The sequence below is a fragment of the Amycolatopsis sp. WAC 04197 genome (assembly GCF_003947475.1).
GTDB classification, from domain to species: Bacteria; Actinomycetota; Actinomycetes; order Mycobacteriales; family Pseudonocardiaceae; genus Amycolatopsis; species Amycolatopsis japonica.
Genome location: NZ_QHJK01000005.1, coordinates 170,179 through 184,749 on the forward strand (window position 1 = coordinate 170,179; position 14,571 = coordinate 184,749).

18 protein-coding genes are annotated in these 14,571 nt (G+C 69.1%); 5 read left to right on the plus strand and 13 right to left on the minus strand.

The window, feature by feature from the left end:
- Positions 1-22: 22 nt before the first annotated feature.
- Complete coding sequence (locus DMC64_RS21350; RefSeq protein ID WP_125734963.1) at positions 23-736, minus strand: hypothetical protein; 714 nt, start codon at positions 734-736, stop codon at positions 23-25.
- Positions 737-751: 15 nt separating this feature from the next.
- Positions 752-1,573 (minus strand): hypothetical protein, encoded by an 822-nt coding sequence (locus DMC64_RS21355; RefSeq protein WP_037345391.1) that lies wholly within the window; start codon positions 1,571-1,573, stop codon positions 752-754.
- A gap of 222 nt (positions 1,574-1,795) precedes the next feature.
- Here DMC64_RS21355 and DMC64_RS21360 point away from each other — a divergent pair, with 222 nt between their 5' ends.
- Complete coding sequence (locus tag DMC64_RS21360; RefSeq protein ID WP_052121038.1) at positions 1,796-2,023, plus strand: hypothetical protein; 228 nt, start codon at positions 1,796-1,798, stop codon at positions 2,021-2,023.
- A 4-nt stretch (positions 2,024-2,027) separates the two neighbouring features.
- Here DMC64_RS21360 and DMC64_RS21365 read toward each other — a convergent pair whose 3' ends face one another.
- The gene (locus DMC64_RS21365; RefSeq protein WP_037345389.1) at positions 2,028-2,261 is read right to left on the minus strand and encodes a hypothetical protein; all 234 of its coding nucleotides are present in this window, start codon (positions 2,259-2,261) and stop codon (positions 2,028-2,030) included.
- A 171-nt stretch (positions 2,262-2,432) separates the two neighbouring features.
- Here DMC64_RS21365 and DMC64_RS21370 point away from each other — a divergent pair, with 171 nt between their 5' ends.
- Together DMC64_RS21370 and DMC64_RS21375 are read left to right on the plus strand one after the other, a co-directional pair.
- Positions 2,433-3,152, plus strand: a complete 720-nt coding sequence (locus tag DMC64_RS21370; RefSeq protein WP_125734964.1) for a sensor histidine kinase — start codon at positions 2,433-2,435, stop codon at positions 3,150-3,152.
- Positions 3,149-3,814 carry a response regulator transcription factor gene (locus tag DMC64_RS21375; protein ID WP_125734965.1) on the plus strand — a complete coding sequence of 222 codons (666 nt, stop codon included), beginning with the start codon at positions 3,149-3,151 and terminating at the stop codon, positions 3,812-3,814. The genes DMC64_RS21370 and DMC64_RS21375 overlap by 4 nt, the downstream gene beginning before the upstream one ends.
- On the opposite strand, the gene DMC64_RS21380 is transcribed toward DMC64_RS21375, so the two are convergent.
- The 5 genes from DMC64_RS21380 to DMC64_RS21400 all read right to left on the minus strand — a co-directional run bounded on the left by DMC64_RS21380 (position 3,778) and on the right by DMC64_RS21400 (position 8,593).
- Positions 3,778-5,334: an alpha/beta fold hydrolase gene (locus DMC64_RS21380; protein WP_125734966.1), complete on the minus strand. Its 1,557-nt coding sequence runs from the start codon at positions 5,332-5,334 to the stop codon at positions 3,778-3,780. The genes DMC64_RS21375 and DMC64_RS21380 overlap by 37 nt on opposite strands.
- A 41-nt stretch (positions 5,335-5,375) precedes the next feature.
- A complete protein-coding gene (locus tag DMC64_RS21385; RefSeq protein WP_125734967.1) occupies positions 5,376-6,608 on the minus strand; it encodes a sodium:proton exchanger in 1,233 nt (410 codons plus the stop codon).
- Between the two features lie 181 nt (positions 6,609-6,789).
- Positions 6,790-7,086 (minus strand): hypothetical protein, encoded by a 297-nt coding sequence (locus DMC64_RS21390; RefSeq protein ID WP_125734968.1) that lies wholly within the window; start codon positions 7,084-7,086, stop codon positions 6,790-6,792.
- 114 nt (positions 7,087-7,200) lie between these two features.
- Positions 7,201-7,779 carry a hypothetical protein gene (locus DMC64_RS21395; protein ID WP_037345379.1) on the minus strand — a complete coding sequence of 193 codons (579 nt, stop codon included), beginning with the start codon at positions 7,777-7,779 and terminating at the stop codon, positions 7,201-7,203.
- A 265-nt stretch (positions 7,780-8,044) separates the two neighbouring features.
- The gene (locus tag DMC64_RS21400) at positions 8,045-8,593 is read right to left on the minus strand and encodes a TetR/AcrR family transcriptional regulator (RefSeq protein ID WP_233629752.1); all 549 of its coding nucleotides are present in this window, start codon (positions 8,591-8,593) and stop codon (positions 8,045-8,047) included.
- A 108-nt stretch (positions 8,594-8,701) separates the two neighbouring features.
- Here DMC64_RS21400 and DMC64_RS21405 point away from each other — a divergent pair, with 108 nt between their 5' ends.
- A complete protein-coding gene (locus tag DMC64_RS21405) occupies positions 8,702-9,310 on the plus strand; it encodes an SRPBCC family protein (RefSeq protein WP_125734969.1) in 609 nt (202 codons plus the stop codon).
- A 26-nt stretch (positions 9,311-9,336) separates the two neighbouring features.
- Positions 9,337-9,585, plus strand: coding sequence for a hypothetical protein (locus tag DMC64_RS21410; RefSeq protein WP_125734970.1), 249 nt, complete (start codon positions 9,337-9,339; stop codon positions 9,583-9,585).
- Here DMC64_RS21410 and DMC64_RS21415 read toward each other — a convergent pair.
- Genes DMC64_RS21415 through DMC64_RS21435 form a run of 5 tightly spaced genes read right to left on the minus strand, consistent with a single transcriptional unit; the run spans position 9,515 to position 14,568 of the window.
- Complete coding sequence (locus DMC64_RS21415; protein WP_199755050.1) at positions 9,515-10,387, minus strand: ECF transporter S component; 873 nt, start codon at positions 10,385-10,387, stop codon at positions 9,515-9,517. The two genes, DMC64_RS21410 and DMC64_RS21415, sit on opposite strands and share 71 nt — an antisense overlap.
- Entirely contained in the window at positions 10,384-11,979 is a 1,596-nt protein-coding gene (locus DMC64_RS21420) for an ABC transporter ATP-binding protein (RefSeq protein ID WP_125734972.1), read from the minus strand. Before DMC64_RS21420 ends, DMC64_RS21415 begins: the two co-directional genes overlap by 4 nt.
- Entirely contained in the window at positions 11,976-13,088 is a 1,113-nt protein-coding gene (locus tag DMC64_RS21425) for an energy-coupling factor transporter transmembrane component T (protein WP_125734973.1), read from the minus strand. The genes DMC64_RS21420 and DMC64_RS21425 overlap by 4 nt, the downstream gene beginning before the upstream one ends.
- Positions 13,088-14,011 (minus strand): ABC transporter substrate-binding protein, encoded by a 924-nt coding sequence (locus DMC64_RS21430; protein ID WP_125734974.1) that lies wholly within the window; start codon positions 14,009-14,011, stop codon positions 13,088-13,090. Before DMC64_RS21430 ends, DMC64_RS21425 begins: the two co-directional genes overlap by 1 nt.
- Positions 14,008-14,568, minus strand: a complete 561-nt coding sequence (locus tag DMC64_RS21435) for a hypothetical protein (protein WP_038511159.1) — start codon at positions 14,566-14,568, stop codon at positions 14,008-14,010. The genes DMC64_RS21430 and DMC64_RS21435 overlap by 4 nt, the downstream gene beginning before the upstream one ends.
- Between the last annotated feature and the right edge of the window lie 3 nt (positions 14,569-14,571).

Sequence of the window (14,571 nt, forward strand, 5' to 3'; positions counted from 1 at the left end):
ACTTCGGAGCCGTCCTTACCACTCACGAGGCGGGCAGGAACTGGTCGTAGAAAGCCGTCTTGACCGCGACGACCGCTTCCTCCGTCTCCCTGAACCGCTCACGCGCCTCGCTGGAGTCGATCAGCTGCACGAGCCGCAGCCCGAGCTGGTCGGAATGCGTCAGCGAGAGCGGGGACGCGGCGGCGAGCGGGCGCGACTTCGCGTCGTGCACGTGGTGCGGGTAGTAGAAGACGGATCTGTCGCCGAGCACCGGGCCGATCCGGCGCCAGAGTTCGCCGTACTCGACCGAGACCAGCACCTCGCCCCAGAACCGCAGGATGGTCAGCAGTTCGACGTCGGCGTGCTTCGAATCGCCCGCCGAGGAGATCAGCTCCATGGTGGTGTCGAGGCAGGCCGCCGTGGCCAGCGACTTCCGCGACCGCACGAGCACTTCGCGCGGGACGCCCAGGGCGAGGATGTCCGTCATCAGATCCTCGCGGTGCGAAGGTGTGCTGCCGGGTGAGGTGTTGTCCGGGTACTCCTCGCGGACGATGACGCGGGCGATCCGTTTGGACTGCTCGTCGGTGAGCAGGTCGATCGCCAGGTCGTAGGCCATGGTGAACGCCAGCGACAGGAACCGGCGCTGCAGCAGGACCGCTTGCAGCTCCTCCCCTGACAGGTCGGTGACGCCCCGCAGCGCCGGATGGTTCCGGAACCGCTCGATCAAACCGTCTTCGAACTCGTCGAGCTCGCGCATCAGTACACCTCTTGCTCAGAAACGGATCATGTCGATGCTTCGGTTCCAGTCGGCGAGGTCGACGTCGCGGCCGATGTCCCACAACGTGTCGAGCTCGCGCTGGATCTGTTCGCCGAGCACGGTGTCGTGCGTGCCCTCGATCTGGAACTGCGGCGAATTGACCGCCAGCTGGCCGTGCAGGAACATGCTGACCAGGTAGCGCCCGTCGGCCCGGTACACCGAAACCGAGGCCTGCGAGTTGAAGACCCGCACCTTCAGGTTGGCCTGACGCTTCGCCAGCCGCCGGTGCAGCCGGGAGAGTATCTCCAGGCACTCCGCGATCCCCGTGCTCACGAAGGGGTTGCCCGCGCCGCCGCTGCGGCCCAACGCCGCCTCCCGTAGTCCCACCAGCATCGAGTTCGGATGCAGCAGCATGATCCGCACCTCGGCGCGCCGGTCGACGATCGCGGCTTCGAGTTCCTTTTCCAAGCGCTGCAGGTTGGGGATCCAGGTGTTCAGGATCGTCACCTGTTTGGCCTTCGCGACGTGTGCCGCGAACTCGTCGTCCGGAAAGCGTTTGTGCACTTCGACCACGCCGCCGTAGTGCGAGCGGCGGAGGCTCGTGGCGATGGTGTCGATGTCGAGACCGGCGAGCCGGTCCCGGATGTCTTCCAGCGCGCGCAACGGGGTCAGTTCGACGAGCAGCACCACGACCACCCCGCTGACCATGATCAGGGTCAGGGTGGTGACGCCTTTCGGCGCGACTTTGTCGAGCAAGCCGAGCTGTTCCGCGATTCCGACGGCGAAGCCGGCCACCGCCAACCCGCCGAGACTGAGCAATTCGAGCCAGCGACGCATTCTGCGGAGCATTCACCCTCCGGGATCCGGCAGCCTGGCCCTCATGTTCTCACGATCGGAGAGCCCTTTGTGATCGGGGTCACCCTCCACGGAATTCACGAAAAGAATCGAATCCGACATGGGAATCCGCAGTGCGAAGGACACAGATCACAAGGCGGACGTGAAACGCACAGGCCTCGACAGACGACTTACCGGGTACGCAAGTACGGAAAGTTGTGGTCGATGAGCGCTGATCGCGTTGTCCAGCTGCGCTGGGAACACCGCCACGTGGCCGACGACGGCGGCCGCGCGGCCTTGTCCTACCCCGGGATCTCGGTCGTCCGGCGGACCGAGGGGGAAATCGTCGACCGCACTTGGATACCGGTCGGGGAAGAACCCACCTTCGCCGACGACGAGGCGCTGATCACCGCCCTGCACGCCGCCTGGCGCTGGACCAGGCCCGCCGCTTGATTCCTTATTCGTCGCCCGATTTGTACCGGCGCTGAAGTTCTTCGTCCTGTTCACGTGGCGACTTTTCCGACCAGCGACCGTGGACGAGGTCGTTCTCCGTGTAATCGGCGCGCCGTGAGGCCCAGCCGGGCAACATGATCTTGCGCGTCCCGCCCCGTCCGCGATCGCGTACATCGGTGATCACGGCGACGCTGATCACCAGCAGGAGTATCCCGAGCACTATCCAGATCACGGCCATGGTCCGCTCCCCCGCAGATATGTCGTTTCCGCCAGATTAGCGGGACGAAGGGTTTCGGCATACGGGATTTCCACCGCCTTTCCTTGCTCCGTTCGGGCTAGCCCGGTGGGCGTAGGCGGTTTCAGTCCCCGCGGCGAAGTGACGGCGGCGCCGCGGCCATAAGGTGACGACGTGCTCGGTGAAAGGCTCGACTCCTGGCTGCGCGGACACGAGTCGCTCGTCGACGTCCTGATCGCGCTGCTCCTCGCGGGATGCTGTGTCCTTTTCGGACTCTTCGTCCGGGCGGAGGCCGCGTATTTCCTGTTCTCCCTGCTTCTCGCGCTTCCGCTCGCCTTACGACGCCGCAATACCGTGGTCTGCGCGACAGTGGTGCTGGGAGTCGCGGGCGTCCAGTGGCTCACGATCAGGGACGGCGTCGGTGCCTTGCCCGCCGATCTCGCCGTACCGTTGGCGGTGCACGCCGCGGCGGCCTACGGACCGCGGCGAGCCGGTGGCGCCGCGCTGGCGGCAGGACTCCTCGGCGCGGTGCTGGGCGGGCTGAGCTGGCCGATGCTGCCGTCGTCCACGGCCGCGCATCTGCTCGTCGGCGCCTTCCTGGCCAGCACCGTGATGGCCGCGTGGGCGACCGGGACGTTGCGCCGGGTCCGGCTGTCCCACAGCCGTCAGCAGGCGAGGCTCGCGGTCCTCGCGGAGCGGGAACGGATCGCGCGCGAGATGCACGACATCGTCGCCCATTCGCTCGCCGTCGTGATCGCGCAGGCCGACGGCGGCCGGTACGCGGCCACACCGGAGGCCGGACGGTCCGCCCTCGTCACCATCGGCGACTGCGCGCGGAAGGCGCTGGGCGATCTCCGGCGGCTGATCGGCGTCCTGCGGGACGGACCGGCGTGACCGCCCCACCGGTCCGTGTCCTGCTGGTCGACGACCAGGCCTTGGTCCGGGCAGGCTTCCGGATGGTCATCGAGTCCCAGGTCGATCTGACCGTCGTCGGTGAGGCGGGTGACGGGCTCGCCGCGGTCGACCACACCCGGCGCCTGAATCCCGATCTGGTCCTGATGGACGTCCGGATGCCGGTGCTCGACGGTATCGAGGCCACCCGACGGGTGCTCGCCCTGCCTGACGCGCCCAAGGTCCTCATGCTCACGACGTACGACCTCGACGAGCACGCGCTGGCCGCGATCCGGGCCGGGGCGAGCGGTTTCCTGCTCAAGGACGCCACCCCCGAGGAGCTGCTGGCCGGCATCCGGACGGTGCACGACGGGGACTCGGTGATCGCCCCCTCCACCACCCGCAGGCTGCTGGACCGGCTGGCGCCCCCGCTCGATCCCGGCGCGGCCAGGTCGGTGGCGACGCTGACCGGACGTGAGCGCGAAGTGCTGGCCGCGATGGCCCGCGGCTGGTCCAACGCCGAGATCGCCGAGCGGCTGGTGGTCGCGCCGGGAACGGTGAAGACCCACGTGGGCAACATCCTGGCCAAGCTGCGGGTGCGGGATCGGGTGCAGGCGGTGGTCCTCGCCTACGAAGCGGGAGTGGTCCGGCCCGGCGAGCGGTGACGGGCACAGGTGACGTCGGTCCGGGGCAGGGCTCCGCCGAGCAGATACGACTCGACGATGTCGGTGACGCAGGACGCCGGGTCGAAGAGATAGACCCCGTGCCGGAAGGCGCCGTCCAGCGTGACCATCCGGGATCCGGTCAGAGCGCGGCGCAGCGCCAGTTGCCCGGCGTACGGCGTGACCGGATCCCCCGAGGCGCCCACGAGCAGGGCGGGCCGGTCGTCCCCGACCGGGACGGGTGGCTCCGCGGGCGGAACGGGCCAGAACGCGCATGGCGTGATGTGGCGGGCCAGCGGCCCGAACAGGGGCTCGGCGGCCCGGTGCGCCACGATGTCCCGGTAGTAGCTTTCGGGATCGCGGGAGGCGGCGCGGTCCGCGCACTGGTTGGCGACCGTGGCGCTGAACCCGAAGGACGGCTCGACGTTCGGATCCGTGTACAGGGACAGTTTCCACTCCTGCGTAGGTGCCGGTGTCACAGCGAGACCGCGGGCGGCGTCACGCAGCACGGCGATCTGGGCACTGAACTCCGCGTAGAACGCGTCGCTGTCGTCGACGGTGAGAAGCAGGCCGGGAATCATCGCGGCGTCGATCCGGTGCTCGCCGACGCGCAAGGACGCGCGGGCGGCGGCGCGGGCGATCCGGTCCACCGTGGCCAGTACCTCTTCCGCGGTGGCGCCGAGATGAAGGTGTGCGTCCCGGCGGGCGGCCCACCGCGCCCAGTCGCGCAAGGCCGCGGCGTCCGCCGGCGCGGTCTCCCTGGTGAGCGCGGGACCGGCGGCCCCGGGCGCGGCGGCGCTGTCGAGCACCATCCGCTCGGTGCGCCGGGGAAAGAGCCCGCGGTAGACCGAGCCGAGATGGCTGCCGAAAGACCAGCCCAGGTAGGAGATCTTCGATTCCCCGAGGGCGGCTCGCACGAGGTCCAGATCCCGCGCCATGTCGCGGGTGGAGGCGTGTGCGAGAAGATCGCCCCGGTCCGCGCAGCTTCGCGCGAGCTCCCGCGCGACCAGCACGCTGCGGTCGAAGGAGGCCCGGTCCGGGCTAGCCAGCTGAGCGCTCTGCAGGTATCGCCCGGTGGGCCAGCCGCATTCCAGTGGAGAACTGAGCCCGAAGAATCTCGGGTCGATCCCGACGAGGTCGTACCGCGCCGCGAGCGCCGCCGCACCGGACGGGACCTCCGGCGGCAGCCCATTGACCAGCAGTGCCACCCCGTCGCGGGACGGGCCGGGTCCGCCGGTGTTGACCACCAGGGTGCCCAGTCGGCGCGCGGGGTCACTCGCGGGACGGCGCGCGACGGCCACCGAAAGGGTTCTGCCACCCGGGTCGGCGTGGTCCAGCGGCACGACGACCTCACCGCAGGTCGCCCCGGCGGCGGCGAGCCGTCGTCCCGTCTCGTCTTCCGGCCCGGTCCGGCAGTCGTGCCAGTCGATCCGCGGCGCCGGGGTCGCCGAGGCCGGTGGCCCGCCGTCCGCCAGGAGCAGGATCGCCAGGCCCGCGGCGAGTACTTTCCTTCGTTTGGTCATACCTGGACGCTAAGCGCGCGAACCCGTGGAAACCTCTGCTCTCAGGCCGAAATCCGCTCCTCGCGACTACTCCCGGAGGCATAGGGGGCCCGGCGGAACGGGGCGGCCAGGGTCGGCAGGAGATGGCGGCGGTTGCGGATCAGGGCAGCGAGCGCGATGAGCGCGTAGACCCCGCACAGGACGTAGCGCGCGGTCTGATCGGGCAGCACGAACTGCACCGCGAACAGGCCGAGCAGCGTCCAGGCGGCCCAGCGAGGGAAACGCAACGCGAGCAGAGCGGCGACTCCCAGCAAGGTCTGGGTCGCGGTGAGGAGGAATTCCTCGATCTGACGACCGTCCAGGCGCAGTGCCGGGCCTCCCCCGCCGAGGACGTAGGCGATCGGCAGGCTGCCGACGAGCAACGTCCATTGGTTGACCTTGCTGGAAAGCAGGGTGCCGAGCGCCGCGTCGCCCTTGCCACGCAGCGCGAAGAGGATCGCGACGATGAACTCCGGCGCCTCCGACGCCAGCGGCGCGAGCCACTGCACGAGCAGGAACCGGTCGACACCGAGTTCCGTCCCGACGGCGATCAGGTTGTGCGCGAACGGTTCCGCGCTCGCGAGGATCACCACGGCCGCGAACACGAACAGCGCGGCCACGAGGGTCCGGCGGGACCGCCGGGGCAGCGCGCCCAAGGTGGCGGCCGGACCGACCAGTTCGGGTTCACCCGGTTCGGCGCGGGAGACCTTCCAAAGGTAGAACACGAAGAAACCGAGCAACGCGAAGCCGAGGACCAGCGAGATCTGCCCGGTTCCGGGGATGACGAACGCGACGATCGAGGCGATCGCGAGGAAGCCGAGCTCGATCCGGTACGGCGCGTCGAGGATCAGCTCGCGGACGGTGGCGCCGCGGCGTTTCTTCGCGACGGCGAGCGCGACCAGCACGACGGTGGACCACCCGAGGCCGAGCAGCAGCCGGTTGGAGCCGGTCATGTTCGCCGCGGCGTAGGCGATGTACTCGGGATTCGAGCCCGCCGTGTAGGCGAAGTACAGGTCCACCGCGTACTCGGGAAGGACCGCGATGACGGCCAGCACGGCGATCGCGAGGCCGCCGGAGATGTCCACTTGCGCGGCTTCGGCCGCCCAGGCGAGCAGGAACGAGGCCGCCACGACGGCGAGCCCGAACAGCAGCAGCCCGGTCGGCGCGCCCGGATCCGTGCCGGTGAAGCGCAGGAGAAGGGCGGGCACGGTGAGCCCGGCGCACAGGCCGACGGGCTTCAGTCGGTTGACGATCACCGACCGAGCTTCGCGGCCGTGGACGGGTTACCACAACCGTTTCGTCATCCACCCGGACGGCGATAATTCCCTTGCGGGACAAGGAAAAACGAAGATCGTCTCGCCGAAAAACGGACGTCGTCCCACCGGAGAAATGACGAACTCCCCGGTATCCGCGGGATACCGGGGAGTCCGGGGGCGGTCAGCCCCGGGCGTTCGGGTCGATCACGCCGCCCGCCAGTCCGGTGGCGGCGTCACCGAGCGCGCCGGTGGAGTCGACGACGCCCTGACCGGCCGCGGTGGCCGAGTCGACGGCGTCCTGACCCGCCGTGGTGGCACTCTCGGCGAGGCCCTGACCGGTCTCGGCCAGCCCGCCGGTCGCCTGGGTGACCTGGTCGGCGGCGCCGGAAAGGTCGACACCGGTCAGTTCGCCGACCTTGTCGCCCGCGCCGCCCAGCAGTTCGGCGGCCTTTTCCTTCAGCGAGTCGAACAGGCTCATCAGGGGTACTCCTCGGATCGGTCGTGCGGAGGCGGCTGAAAGTTCACCGTACAGGACAAATCGGGCACGGTGCGCGATAGCCGTCGCTCCGGACAGGTGAAATCCGAGGAGCGTTCAGAGACAGGGTGGCCGGTACCGGTCGATCGAGAGGCCGCGGAAGTCGAGCTTGTTCGGGGTCTTGCCGACGAAGACCAGGCCCCGCGCCTCGGTGAGCGCCGAGGCGAAGGAGTAGCCGGGCGTACCCAGTTCGGGCAACGTCGTCCAGGCGGCGGGCTTGAAGCTGAAGAACTTCTTCACCAGCTTCCCGCCGGTCGACGGCACCTTCGTGAGCCACTTGTCTCCGCCGCTCCAATGCGAAGCGGGACGCAGCTGGACGTAGAGGTCGTCGGTCGCGCTGTAGGTCATCCAGAAACCGGCGGATTTCGACAGATCCGCCTGCGCCTCGAACTGATTCCCCAGCCAGACGACGACAACGTGCCATTCGGCGTTCAGGAAGGTCACCTTGGCCGCGTAACCGCCGCGTTCGCGGACGAGCAGGCTGCCGGTCGGCGGCAGTGTGGTGCCCTCACCGGAGGCGAGCCATTGCTGCAATCGGTCGATCGACGGGGTGGCGCATTCACAGCCGTGCCCGCCGGACGCGTTCGCGACGGCACCGGGGCCGATCAGCGAAGCCAGGAGCATCGACGAGAGCACCGCGAGCGTACGAATCCGGGATCCTCCGCGCATTCCCGGAAGCTAGCACAGCGAACGCGGAAACCACCGTACAGCGCCGAAAGCGGCCAAGGATGCCCCGCTCAGCGGGAACCGTCCTTTATGGACAGTGGCCGCGCCCGGCGACCCTCACGCGAAACGTCGCGAAAGCCACTTTCGCGACGTCTGACGTCCCGAAAGTGGCTTTCGCGACATGTGCGGCGAACGACTGGCGAATCGTCACTCGATCACGCCCCGGCGAGTGCGCTCACCTGAGCAAGCCGTCGACCTCGGCGGCGAACAGCAGGGCGGGATCGAACCCCATGCCGGCGAAATGTCCGGCGAGCTCGAGCGAAAGAACGCCATGAACACGGACCCAGAAGGTAACGGCACGACGGAACGCCCGGCCGTCATCCGGCTCCGCCACGTACACCTCGAGCAGCACGGCCATGATCTTGTCCGAGATCTCCGTGGTGTCACCAGGCGCGTGATAGCCAGGGATCGGCGTCCCATAGACGAACAGATATCGCTGCGGGTCCGCCAGCGCCCATTCCCTTATCGCGTAGGCGACTTCAGTCACGCTGGCTGCCGCCTGGACGGCGTCGGCAAGGCTTCGATACGCGTCGCGGACAAGGTCCGTGATCAGGTCGTCGCGACTCGGGAAGTACCGGTACAGCGCGGGACCGCTCATGCCGACGTGCTTGGCGATCGCGTTGAGGGAAAGCGCGGACACCCCCGTCGTGGCCAGCTGCTCCCACGCGTGCCGCTTGATCTCCGCACGCACCTGCGCCCGATACCGCTCACGCGAGGTCTCCACCAGCCACTCCCCTCCGTTTGGTTAGAGGATATCACTTTCCCTATTGACACTCACGCTGTTGTGGTTATAGCTTCTAACTATCGCAATTGATGCTAACAAGGAGTCCCGATGAAGTCGCTCTATCGCACAGCCGCACTCGCCCTCCCGCTGGCGATCGGCCTGCTGGGCGGTGCCGTGGCCCCCGCTCACGCCGCCACCGCGTCCCCCGCCCCGCTTTCGTGCCAAGGCAAGACCATCGACACGAAGGCCCCGATCCACTACCGGACCGAGGCCCTGATCAAGGCACCACTGAGCAAGATCTGGCGCCTGCAGACCGATGTCGAACGCTGGCCGTCCTGGCAGGAGCCGGTGCTGAGCAGCGAACGGCTGGATCACGGCCCGCTGCGGAAGAACTCCCGGTTCCACTGGACCACGCCGGCGCCGGCCACGGCCACGACCCCGGCCACGACGCTGTCGATCACCTCGACCGTCCGCCAGATCCAGCGCGGCAAATGCCTCCGCTGGAGCGGTCCCGCGGTCGGCGAGGGCCTCGGCATCGACAACGGGATCCACGTCTGGAACTTCACCGAGGTCAAGGGCGGGGTACTCGTCCGCACCGAGGAGAACTGGTCCGGTGCTCAGGTCGAGGCCGATGTGCCCACCGCCACCAAATTCCTCGGCTGGGGCCTCGAAGCCTGGCTGAAGGACCTCAAAGCCACCGCCGAATCCCACTGCTGACCGCACCACACACCTCGGAGGAACCGATGTCCACCCAGACGCTCGACCGCGAAACCACCGTCCGCCGCGCCCCGCGTGCCGTCATCGTCTCGGCCTGGGCCGTACCGATCATGGTCGTCGGCCAGTTCGCGATGCTCGCGATCGTCCCGGTCGCGCTCGTCCTGATCGGCACTTTGCGCGACATGCATCCCGTCTTCGCCGCGATCATCGTGGCCGTGGGAGTGGCGTTCGCCGTGTCCTTCCACGTCCTGCGCCGGAAGCGGGCCCATCGGTGAACGAGGGGATCACGCCGTAAGACGCCTTCCGCGAAGCCCGGCGCAACGTCGCCAGCACGGCGGGCCCCAGCACCAGGATCGCCACCGTGTTGGTGATCGCGCGGCCGGTGTCCCAGCCCGCCGTCGAGGTCAGCAGGGTGAACACGGCGAAGCGGTGCAGGTTCTCCAGCAGCGGAGCGCCGGGTACGTAGGAGATGTGCCCGTCGTGGTACGGCACTTCGGCGTCGGTGATGAACGGCCAGAACCACAGGTTCATCAGGAATCCGAAGACGTACGCGACGAAGATCCCGTACGCCACCAGCATCGCGATCTCCGCCTTGCCGGTGACGCGGCGGGGCAGCAGCCCGGCGCCCATCCCGATCCACGCCGAGCACATCATTTGGAACGGCAGCCACGGCCCCACTCCGGCGGTCAGCAGCGCCGAAGCGAACATCGACGTGCAGCCCAGCACGAAACCGAAGCCGGGGCCGAGCACCCGGCCGGCCAGCACCAGCAGGAAGAACACGGTCTCGATACCCGCCGTCCCCGCGCCGAGTGGCCGCAGGGCGGCGTTCACCGCGGACAGCACGCCGAGCATCGCGAGGGCCTTGGAATCCATACCCCCTTCGGACATCTCGGCCAGCACGATGACGATCAGGATCGGCAGGATCCCGATGAACACGAACGGCGCGTCCGGGCCGTGCTGCATCGACTGCGGCTCGACACGGACCAGCAGCGGCCAGACGAACATCATCAGCCCGGCCAGCGACGCCAGCCCGAGCACCGTCGCCGAGCGGGGGCCGAGCCGGACCGCCGCGGTCACGAGACCTCCTGCGGAAGCGCGGACCGGACCTCGTCGACGGTGAGCCAGGGCTCGCCGAGGATCTTCGCGATCTGCGTGGCGAACGCCGGGGAGCCGCCGAGCACCTCACCGGTCGGGCCGTCCGAGACGACCTCCCCTTCCGCCATCACGAGCACGCGGTCCGCGATCGTCGCGACGAATTCGACGTCGTGGGTGGCCACGACGATCGCCTTTCCCTCGGCCGTCAGTGAACCGATCATCCGCGCCAGCGCCGCCTTCGCGGTGTAGTCGAGACCGCGGGTCGGTTCGTCCAGCAGCATGATCCGCGGGGCGGCCGACAACTGGACCGCGAGCACGAGCGCGAGACGCTGCCCCTCCGAGAGATCACGGGGATGCGACGCGGGATCGATACCCGGAGCGAGTCTGTCGAGCAGTTCCCGGCACTTCCCCGGCTCCGCATCCGATTCCGCGTCGGCTGCTTCGCATTCGCCGGCGACGGTCTGCAGGTACAGCAGATCGCTCGCGGTCTGCGGCACCATCCCCACCAGGGCCCGGGCCGCGGCACTGCTCAGCGTCTTCGGGTCCTTGCCCTCGACGGTGACCTTGCCGCCTTGCCGCGGGCCGGAACCCTGCACCGCCCACAGCAACGACGACTTGCCGGAACCGTTGCGCCCCATCATCGCCAGCACCTCGCCGGCGCGCAGGGTCAGGTCGACCTCCCGCACCGCGACCTTCGGCCCGTAGCGCACGACGACACCGGACGCGGCCAGCAGTTCTTCGCCCACGGTCGTGCTTCGCGCGGGCGGAGCACCCAACGTCAGCGAAGAAGCGCGCCGCCGGGCATCACGGACCGACATCGGCAGCGGATCCCAGCCCGCCAACCGTCCCAAGTGGACGATCGGCGGCGCGATGGGCATGTCCTTCAGCACCTCCGGCGGCGTTCCGTCGATCACTTCCCCGGTACCCGGCACGTGGATCATCCGGTCCGCGAACGGGATCACGCGTTCCATCCGGTGCTCGGCCATCAGCACCGTCGTGCCGAGGTCCTCCACCAGCCTGGCCAGTGTCGCGAGCACCTCCTCGGCCGCGGTCGGGTCCAGCGCCGACGTCGGCTCGTCCAGCACCAGCACCTTGGGGTGGGTGGTGAGCACCGCGCCGATCGCCACCCGTTGCTGCTGCCCGCCGGACAGCGTCCTCAGCGCGCGCCTTCGCAGTTCCGCGATGCCGAGGAGGTCGAGGGTCTCCTCCACCCGGCGTCGCATCACCTGCGGGCTCAGGCCGAGTTGCTCCATGCCGTACGCGAGTTCGTCCTCGACCGTGTCGGTGACGAAGCCCGCGAGCGGATCCTGACCGACGACGCCGACCAGATGCGCGAACTCGCGCGGCGGCCGGGACCGCGTCGTCACGCCGTCGACGGACACCGTGCCTTCGAGGTGACCGCCGGTGAAATGCGGGACGAGACCGTTGATCGTGCCGAGCAGCGTCGACTTGCCCGCCCCGGTCCGGCCCGCGAACAGCACGAGTTCGCCTTCACCGATGGACAGCGTCACGTCGGACAGCACCGGTTCGGCGCGGTCGTGATAGGTGAAGGAAACGTGGTCCAGTTCGATCATGCGTGCACTTCTTCTTCCAGTGCGGCGTAAGGAGGTTCGGGGGCCGGGGTGAGGAACGCGGGCAGCACGCCGATCAGCACCCCGAGCAACGGCACCCACGACAGCGACGGCCAGGACAGGCCGATCAGCGACGGGTTCATGTTCATCGGGTTCACCTCCGACGTCGTGAACAGGATCGCCGCGACGGCGACCCCGCTGACGGCGACGACGATTTCCGGCGGCTGCCAGCGATCCGGCCGGTAGCGCGTGCGCCGGACGCGTTTGCCCGCCGACCAGAATCCGATCAGGCCGACCACGACGCCCGCGGAAAGCACCGGTGCGGCCAGGTATCGCGGCGTCGAACCGTCCAAAGTGGCGTAAACACCGACGCAGACGCCGAGCAGGCCGACGATCATCAGCGTGCCCGTGATGAGCCTGGCCCGCGCTTCGACCGTTCCCGCGCGGCCGTAGCCACGTGAGTCCATCGACGCGGCGAGCTGCAGCGAGCGGGAAAGCGCGTCCTCCAGTACCGGGATGAGGATGGTGTGCAGCGCCTTCACCTTCTTCTTCCCCGAACCGCCGCGCAGCCTGCGTGCCCGCCGGACCCGCAGCACGCTCTCGGCGAGCTGCGGGAACACCGACAGCGCGACGATCACCGCCGTGCCCACCTCGTACAGCGCCGGCGGCATCGCCTTGAGCAGCCGTTTCGGGTTCGCGAGCGCGTTGGCCGCGCCGAGGCAGATCACCATCGCCGCCAGCCGCATGCCGTCGTAGAGCCCGCCCAGCAACGATTCCGCGGAGACGTCGCCGAAGAGCCGGATACCCGCCGCCCATTCCGGCAGCGGGATCTCAGGCAACCGCACGATGATCGTGGACCCCTCGCCGCCGCCGAACACGACGCGGAAGAACACCCGGATCGCGACGATGAACGCGCCGAGGTACAGGTAGAGCCGGAACGCCAGCGCCCACGGCGCCTCACTGCGGCGGGCCACGACGACGTACCCCGCGACCGCCACGATGGTCAGCAGCAGCCACGGGTTCGTCGTGCGGGTCGCCGCGACGGCGAGTCCGAGCGCCCACACCCACCACGCGGCCGGGTGCAGATCGCGCGGCAGGAAGTAGGACGTCATCAAACTCCTTGTGCGCGTTTGCGTCTGCGTGCCATCACGAATCCCGCGACGCACAACGCGAGCACCGCGGCTCCCGCGGCCCAGGGCGCCCAGCCGCCCGCTCCGGACTCACGGTCGATCACCGCGTTGACGTCCTCGGCGTTCTCACCGCCGGTGAACGCGACGTTCATCGACGGATCCTGCGCCCTCGCCCGCGCCGAAGCACTCGGGCGCGGTTTGGGCGGCGGCAGTGCGCCGGAACTCGGACCCGCGGCCGGAGCCTCTCCCGCGCCTGTTGTCGGCTGAGGTCCGTCGGCCTGCTGTCCGTTCCCCGACGGCGGTCGCTGCTGGCGCTCGCCAGGGTCACCGGTGACCGGCTTCGCCTCCTCGCGTGGCACACAGGGCTGGCTCTCGGTACCCGGGCGTACGGCGGAGACCCGCGGGACCGGGTTGCTCTGGGTGGTGGCGTTCAAGGAGAACGACCAGCCTTCGAAACCGCCGGGGATGAAGTCGCGGTTCTTGACGCCCCACTGGCTGTAGTCCCAGGCGCAGTTGTTCGAGGCGTGCCAGTAGGACCAATAGGCCTGAGCCGGCGGCGTGTCGACGCACGGCTCACGGTAGTCACCGCGGCCGGTGATGGGGACGTTCTCGGCCGCGGACGGGCGGTTCTCGACCCGGCAGACGAACGACTCACCCCAGCGCTGGACCCCGGCGATCTGGAAACCGGCGCCCTTGAGCGCGTCCAGCCCGGTGCCGCGGGTGGTCTGGGGATTGCAGCGCACGATGGTCGTGCCGCCGAGCTGCTGGAAGTCGACGACGACGGTGACGCCGGTGGCGTCCTTGCAGAACCCCGGATATCCCTTGCTCTTGTCGACCGCCTGCGCGGACGGCGCCGTGGCGGCGATCAGGAAGACCGCCGCCACCGCGGGAAGGACCCTTTTCACGGGATGGCCGGGTTCCTCGGCGTGACGCCGGGCGGCGGGTTGGTGGTCGCGGACTTGTTCAGCGAGAACGACCAGCCCTCGAAACCGCCCGGGACGACGTTGCGGTTGAGGGCGCCCGAGCTGCTGTAGGTCCAGGTGGAACCGGAGCCGTCGGCGTTCCAGTAACCCCAGTACGCGCCCGCGGGCGGGGTGGTGACGCACGCTTCCTTGTAGTTCGGGTTGGTCGTCAGCGGGAGCGTCTCCGTCGCGGACGGGCGTCCTTCCAGACGGCAGACGAAAGCGAGTCCCCAGCGCGCGGTGCCGGCGACCGCGATCCCCGCGTCCTGCAACGCCTTGATCCCGGTGCGGGCGGTGCCCGGCGTGGCGTTGGGCGAGCAGCGGGTGATCGTCGGCGCGGCCAGTTCCTGGAAGTCGATCACGACCGTGACCCCGGTGCGCGCGTCGGCACCGGTGCAGATCCCGGCGTAGCCTTTGGTGGTGTCGACCGCGTTCGCGGGTGCGGCGGACAGTCCGATCAGTCCGATGAGGACGGTCGTGACGGCGAGCAGTCTCTTCATGGT